This is a genomic window from Methylobacterium sp. J-030, assembly GCF_022829545.1.
In the GTDB taxonomy this organism is placed as follows: domain Bacteria; phylum Pseudomonadota; class Alphaproteobacteria; order Rhizobiales; family Beijerinckiaceae; genus Methylobacterium.
Window position 1 is genome coordinate 1 of record NZ_JAKSYM010000117.1, and the last position, 6,163, is coordinate 6,163.

Annotated in this window: 10 protein-coding genes; 6 read left to right on the forward strand and 4 right to left on the reverse strand. The window is 66.3% G+C overall.

Annotated features, from left to right (window positions below; genetic code table 11):
* Nucleotides 1-35: 35 nt before the first annotated feature.
* Entirely contained in the window at nt 36-239 is a 204-nt protein-coding gene (locus MKK75_RS06560; RefSeq protein ID WP_244041807.1) for a hypothetical protein, read from the reverse strand.
* A 544-nt stretch (nt 240-783) separates the two neighbouring features.
* Here MKK75_RS06560 and MKK75_RS06565 point away from each other — a divergent pair.
* From MKK75_RS06565 to MKK75_RS06590, 6 genes are all read left to right on the forward strand, one after another.
* Nucleotides 784-1,065, forward strand: a complete 282-nt coding sequence (locus tag MKK75_RS06565; protein ID WP_244041808.1) for a hypothetical protein — start codon at nt 784-786, stop codon at nt 1,063-1,065.
* Nucleotides 1,066-1,269: 204 nt separating this feature from the next.
* A complete protein-coding gene (locus tag MKK75_RS36025; protein WP_244041809.1) occupies nt 1,270-1,884 on the forward strand; it encodes a Crp/Fnr family transcriptional regulator in 615 nt (204 codons plus the stop codon).
* 65 nt (nt 1,885-1,949) lie between these two features.
* The gene (locus MKK75_RS06575) at nt 1,950-2,198 is read left to right on the forward strand and encodes a DUF6894 family protein (protein ID WP_244041810.1); all 249 of its coding nucleotides are present in this window, start codon (nt 1,950-1,952) and stop codon (nt 2,196-2,198) included.
* Between the two features lie 445 nt (nt 2,199-2,643).
* Complete coding sequence (locus MKK75_RS06580) at nt 2,644-2,976, forward strand: integration host factor subunit beta (RefSeq protein ID WP_244041811.1); 333 nt, start codon at nt 2,644-2,646, stop codon at nt 2,974-2,976.
* Between the two features lie 514 nt (nt 2,977-3,490).
* Complete coding sequence (locus MKK75_RS06585) at nt 3,491-3,745, forward strand: hypothetical protein (RefSeq protein WP_244041812.1); 255 nt, start codon at nt 3,491-3,493, stop codon at nt 3,743-3,745.
* 89 nt (nt 3,746-3,834) lie between these two features.
* The gene (locus tag MKK75_RS06590; protein WP_244041813.1) at nt 3,835-4,218 is read left to right on the forward strand and encodes a hypothetical protein; all 384 of its coding nucleotides are present in this window, start codon (nt 3,835-3,837) and stop codon (nt 4,216-4,218) included.
* A 7-nt stretch (nt 4,219-4,225) separates the two neighbouring features.
* On the opposite strand, the gene MKK75_RS06595 is transcribed toward MKK75_RS06590, so the two are convergent.
* The 3 genes from MKK75_RS06595 to MKK75_RS06605 all read right to left on the reverse strand — a co-directional run.
* Complete coding sequence (locus MKK75_RS06595) at nt 4,226-5,143, reverse strand: hypothetical protein (RefSeq protein WP_244041814.1); 918 nt, start codon at nt 5,141-5,143, stop codon at nt 4,226-4,228.
* 66 nt (nt 5,144-5,209) lie between these two features.
* Nucleotides 5,210-5,362: a hypothetical protein gene (locus MKK75_RS06600; protein ID WP_244041815.1), complete on the reverse strand. Its 153-nt coding sequence runs from the start codon at nt 5,360-5,362 to the stop codon at nt 5,210-5,212.
* Nucleotides 5,363-5,365: 3 nt separating this feature from the next.
* Nucleotides 5,366-6,163 (reverse strand): hypothetical protein (locus tag MKK75_RS06605; protein WP_244041816.1); only part of this gene is annotated, 798 nt, incomplete at its 5' end.

The following is a 6,163-nucleotide window of genomic DNA, read 5'->3' on the forward strand; positions in this document are numbered from 1 at the left end:
GGAGCCCTGTAGCTGCACTAGAGCGCGAACGGCTTCTACCGGCCGGGCGGAATTCGGACGGCGGTCACGGCCTCTCTAATCGCATTCCTGCTGGTGTGCAGCGCCTCGGCTAGGCCCTTGGCTTCGTCATCGGTCACGGCCTCGGCGGCGTGGGCCTGCCAGATGGTGCGCGACAGGTGGTCGAGCTGCGCGAGCGTGCGCTCGCCCTCGATCGCCGACCGAATGGTGGCGTGAAACATCGATCCCGGTCCCTCACGGGCCGCGGCTAGGGTCCAGGCAAAGCCTTCCCGTTGACGGAAACGGGTTCCGTCTTGACTCCCGGGGGGAGATCTGGCTTGTGAGAGGAAGTGACTCGGCCCTCACAGGCCCTCGGAATTTCAGCAGGCTCCCGTTTGGCGACGGGGGCCTGTTGGCTTTTCAGGGTCTATCTCGCGGCGATGGTCTCCTGAATGGTGGCCGCGACTCGCTAGTGCGGGCGCGACCGTGACCGCCCATGTCGGCCGGAGCGCACGGTTAAGTCAACGCTGAGGCGGCAATGACCCAGCTTGAGAGCATTGAGCGCGATATCGTCACTCTACAGGAGAGCCTTCGGCTTGCAGGATTGGCGCTGTCCGAGCCCGGCCTATCGATAGAGGATAGGAGCCGCATGCAGGCGACCGTAGAGATGTACGAACGGCACCTCCGCGATCTTGAAGCGGTACGCGACGATCTGCGGTCCTTGGCAGAGGACTAGGTCGCCGCATTCTTTGCGGGCCCCATCAAGCCGCTCAGTAGGGTTGCACATTGGCTCAACCACCGATCCTCGCAGACCTGCGCAAGGCCGGCATCATCTCCAGTCAGGAGGTGGTCGCCGCGATTGACCTCTACCTGCGGGATCCGGCAGCCGGCCCCTATCGGTTCGCCAGCGGGCACAGGATCGATATCGCGGCACTCGTGAACGCCACGCCGGCCTTCGGGGCGGTGGACCGATCAGGTCCGCAGGAGAAGGCGTTCCGGACCGTGCTGGCCGCTGCTGTCATGGCGGCATGCCCGATCTCAACCTCTAGCGACCAACTGCCACGCTAGGTGGTGCATACGATTGCACACAATCCCTCAGCGAATTACAGGCGCGGGAATGCCAATGGCTTTGCCCTGTAAGCTTGGGAGCTTGCCCTGGAAGATCTGTTTGTCCGAAGGCTAGAACACGGCTCGGCCCTGACCCTCGGTGATCGAGCGGCCCTGAGCCATCTCACACGGTCCAAGCGCGCGGTCGATGGCCGCCGCAACCTCGTGGCGGAAGGGGACTACGCGGCTCGGACGCGGATCATCCTCGACGGCTGGGCTTGCCGCTGGAAAGGACTGCCGAACGGGCAGCGACAGATCACCGAGTTGCTCCTTCCAGGCGACATCTGCCACGCACACAGCGGCATGCTGTTGAGGTCCGACCATTCGATCGCGACGCTCTCGACCTGTATCATCGCAGAGGCTGATCCGACCGAACTTACGGCTCTTCTAAAGCAACGGCCGATGGTGCGGCAGGCGCTGCGGTGGTCCTCGTTGCAGACGAACAGCATCCTACGCACGGCTCTGGTCAACAATGGTTTGCGCCAAGCTGATCAGCGCCTCGCGCACTTCATCTGCGAGATCTGGGCCCGCTTGCAATCTGTTGGCTTAGCCAAAGATGGTGCCTTCAGCTGGCCTCTGACGCAGATCGATGTCGGCGAGATCGCCAGCATGACGAGCGTGCACGTCAACCGCACGTTGGGAAAGCTGCGCCGTGATGGCCTCATCACCCTGCACAAGCGGCGGATGAGCCTCCCGGACATGGCGCGGTTGGCCGAGTCGTGCGACTTCCGGCCGGACTACCTGCATCTGAAGGCTGAGCTTGGCAGCTCCGATCCGTGACATAGATCGGTGCCCATCGCGCGAGCCGAGGCATCGCGTTCTGTGCCATCCCGGCGGAGGATCCAGTGCCCCGGTTCTTCATCGACACCGACGATGGTGATCTCTCCGTTCCTGACGACATCGGACGGGATCTACCCAACGCTCAGGCCGCCCGCCGCCTCGCGTTGGCGGCATTCCCGGATATGACCGGCGATCAGCTACCGGACGGTGACCGACGTACCTTCTCGGTACGTATCCGGAATGAAGAGGGCACGCCGATCTACGCGGCGGAACTGGTTCTCACGGGTGAATGGCTGGTCCCACCAGGGGGTTAGCGAACGAAGTCTCATCCTATCCGACGATGCGCAGCCTGGATCGCTCGACCCCGCCCCGATGCGCTCACCGGGCTGCGCCACGAAAGAGCCCGCCGCGGCGAACTGGGCGGGCTGAGGTAGGTCTCGGGCTAAGGCTCAACTGAGTGCGCCCAGAGCCAGACGCTACAACATGAGGCAAACCTCAGCGCTGGCGGACACGAAAAAGCCCGCGCCGGCGAGCCGGGCGGGCTGATCCAGATCCGATCATCGGGGGCAGAGATCGAACCTCCACGCAGCGTGCCGTACCTCGGTAAAAAACCCGCCGCGGAGACCGGGCGGGCAAGGCAGGGAGGCGCCCCGAATGGCTTCCGGACGTCGAAGGCATTCCTCACGTCGAATGGTTAATGAAACGCTAGCGCGCCGCGGTACGGTTGTGGTTCGATGAGCGCCACGGCATCGGTGCCGCATGATCCGATCCGAGCTTGTCGCACGCATCGCGGCGCAGAACCCACACCTCTACGCCAAGGACGTCGAGCGGGTGGTCGACGCCATCCTCGACCGGATCGCCGACGCCCTGGCGGGCGGCGACCGCGTCGAGCTGAGGGATTTCGGCGCGTTCGCGGTACGGGACCGTGAAGCGCGGACCGGCCGCAACCCGCGCTCAGGCCAGAAGGTCGTCGTATCAGCCAAGCGGAGCGTGCATTTCAAGCCGGGCAAGGCCATGCGGGTGCGGCTGAACCCTAATGCTGGCAGACCTCATGCCGCATCTGCTGCGGCGACCATGTACGCGTCAGATTGATACCCGCTATGCAATCGGAAGCCGAAACAACATACGCTATTTCGCAACTTAAAGGCGAGGCGTAGGCCTATTGTGTCGGCTTCGGTCGACCACCACGCTCGCCCGCAGATATGCCCCTCAGCTCTCGAGGGCGAGCGTGGGTGCGATGCCTCTTCACCCCGTAGGATCGAAGCTGCCGCCCGCAGAATTCTTCCGTTGACCGAACCTGTTCAACGGAGGTGATCGGCTGCTTGCGTTCGCGTTGCCGTATCGGAGCGCTCGGCATACGGCGAACGCCCCTCGGCTCGGTTCGCGGTGATGCGCTCGCGTAGCATCAGGGCGCGCCGTGCGATCGCCTCCGCGTCGCAGGTTCGGCAGGGACCGCCACGGCCAGCGGCGTGACAGTTGCTCGGGTTTTGGCAGGTCCGGCGGGGCATCCAGGCGATTATAGGCGTCGCTTCCGATAGCCGTCACGCTCATGCGGCGGCAATCCGATGACATAGTGCTGCCGCGCTTGCCGGGGTATCAGACCGGCATGGCCAAGCGCGTGAAGCAACTACCTCAGGATCGGGGCACCATCCTGTTCGACGTCGTCTTCGAGGACGGCAGCCGAGCCTCGAACCGACGCGTGCCGATGGAAATCCTTAGTGGTCTGGATGGCGATCAGCCGGCCCGTGAACTCATCGAGCAGCAGGAGGCGGAGATTGCCGAGAAGGCCGGTAGACCGCCGCGGGCGATCCAGGGCCTGACGCGAGCTGCCAAACCGGAACCGAAGCTTGCGCGGGACTAATGGATCTTCGCATCTGCAGAAGTGGCCCAGGACCTTGCCGGCTGATCGCGGGGCGGTCATCGTTGTGAGGATCAAATCGGAGATTGTTCATGCCTCGCGTCCTGCTGATCGGCTACGCTCCGGATGCCGTCGACTTCTCAGATCCTGGCCTGCCCCCTGGCATTGATGCGGGGAAGATCGCCGCAGGCATCGAAGTCGGTTTGCAGCAGATGCGGGATAGAGGCTGGCAGGCCGACTTTTGCGCGATCAGGCCGGATGAGACGATCAAGGAGATGGTCACTCAGCAACTGGCCTCCGCTCGCTATGACTGCGTGGTCATTGGGGGCGGCGTCCGGCTGAGTTCGACGCACCTCGAAGAATTTGAGGTTGTGATCAACGCCGTAGGTGAGGGAGCCCCCGGTACCCCGATCGCCTTCAATACGCGCCCGGAGGACAGCGCTGGCGCGGCGGCGCGATGGCTGCTGCGCTTGTAGAGGGGCGTCAGCCCTCCCTCATCATCAGATCGATGAGCAGCGTCCCGGCCGCCGCGATGACATTGCCCCGACCGCGCCAGGGCAGCACGACAGCCTCGGGCTGAGGCTCGGTCGCCACCTCCGGTAGCACGGTCTCGGGCGCCTCGGCCTCGCGGTCCTGATCGTTGCCGCGCAGCCATGTCACCTGACTGCCGGTCGCGTTCTCAGGCGCCGCCAGGGACGGTTCCGCGTCCCCGCCGTCCTCGTGGTCCGCGTCGCCGTCCATCCGGTCGAGGAGGTCGATTACCTGCTGCCCGATGTCGAAGGCCGCGTGGCCGGTCTCCTCCAGGTGTGCGCGAAGTGCCGCTCCGGCCAGCGGTTCCGGCCGCGCGGTCGAGGCAGGGTCCAGCCCGAACGCCTTCACCGCATCTTCGGCGCGGTGGCTTTCGGCGATCGCAGCATGGATCGGGTCGGGCTCGGCGGCGGGATCCTCGCCGTTCGGGTAGGCCAGCGCGTACAGATCGCGGATGCCCGTCTGTCGCCGCGCCTCGGCGAACTGCAGATCCCGGCGCGCGGCGATGACAAGAAGGTCAGCCAGTTCGGCGGCGGTCTTGGCGCGGGCGGCCGGCATCTCGCGGGTCGAGAACCGGGCGAAGTCGCCGCGCTGGGCGGCCTCGACCCATTCCGTGGTCCAGAGGGTGAAGCTGTCGCCGATGCGCAGGGCGGCGTACTCGGCATCGGACAGGGCCGTCAGTCGGTCGAACTCGGTGCAGGCTCGGCGCCATGCCTCGACGGCTTCTGGCGAGCCGGGCGCGGGCAGCGGGCCCGGCAGCGTCGGCCGGGACGTGAGGTTGAGCAGGTCGGATTTCATGGTGACAGCGCGCGCCTTGAGCGAGGGCGCGGCAGCGGTGCGGCGGAACGGGTTTGAGAGCTTGAGAGGGGCCATGGTCAACCTCCAGGGATCACAGGATGACAGGAGGCGCGGCAGGGCTAGCGCCGCGCTGTGGCAGCGTCAGGCACGGCTGGCGTTGATGCTGTCGTGCTCGTGGTCGAGGTCGGCGAGGTCGATGCCAGCGACGTTGGCGGCGCTGCGCAGCAGGTTCGGCCACGCGCCGCCCGTGTCCTTCCACGGGTAGCGGGCGATCACGCGGACCAGGGCAGCCATGCCCTACGGCGTGGTGGCGACGTGTCGGCCGACCTCGCGGTTCAGGTCCCGAAACTCGTCCTCCGTGACACGACGGGCCTCCTCAAGGCGCCGGCGGCCGGTCGCAGCCTCGACGGCCTCCACCCGGGCGTCGAAGGCGTCGGCGGTCGGCAGCATGGCCTTCCAGCGCCGGATCCGTCCCGGCGTCAGCCCACCTCTGCCGAACAGAGGCACCGCCCGGGCAATCGCGATCCGCAGGGCCTTACCGGTCCAGGCCTGTTCGGTATGGACCTCGGGGGTGCCCCAATCGAGGGCGACGTGCCGTAGGCTCACGCCGAGCAGCGTCGGGAAGCGCCAGCCGGCGCCGATGCTCACCCGATCGTCGCGATTGGCGAAAAGCTCTGGCGGGCACGTCTTGATGACGGCGTAAACCTGCCTGTGCGCGACGCCCCACGCCTCCATTGCCTCGTCCTGCACTGTACGGGCTTGCAGCCACCGTTCAGCAAGCGTCAACAGATCGGCATCGGGGCGCGGGTGGATGGGCACAACCGCGATAGGGGCAGCGAGCGCCGGCAGCGGCACGGCGGCGGCAACCGATCCGGCGACGACGGTCCGGCGGCTCAGGCTGCCGCGTATCTCGTCGGCCCGCTCGCGCAGGCTGGTGGCCGGATCGCGGCGGATCAGGTTCTTGAGGGAGGCACGGAAGGACATCGCGAAATCCTCGAGAGTTGAGGGCGCGGGCAGCCGGCCCGCTCGGGTGCGGGCTGGGTTCAGAGGAGCGAGGCGAGGCCGGTGAGCACCATGCCGCCGCCGATGATCGCG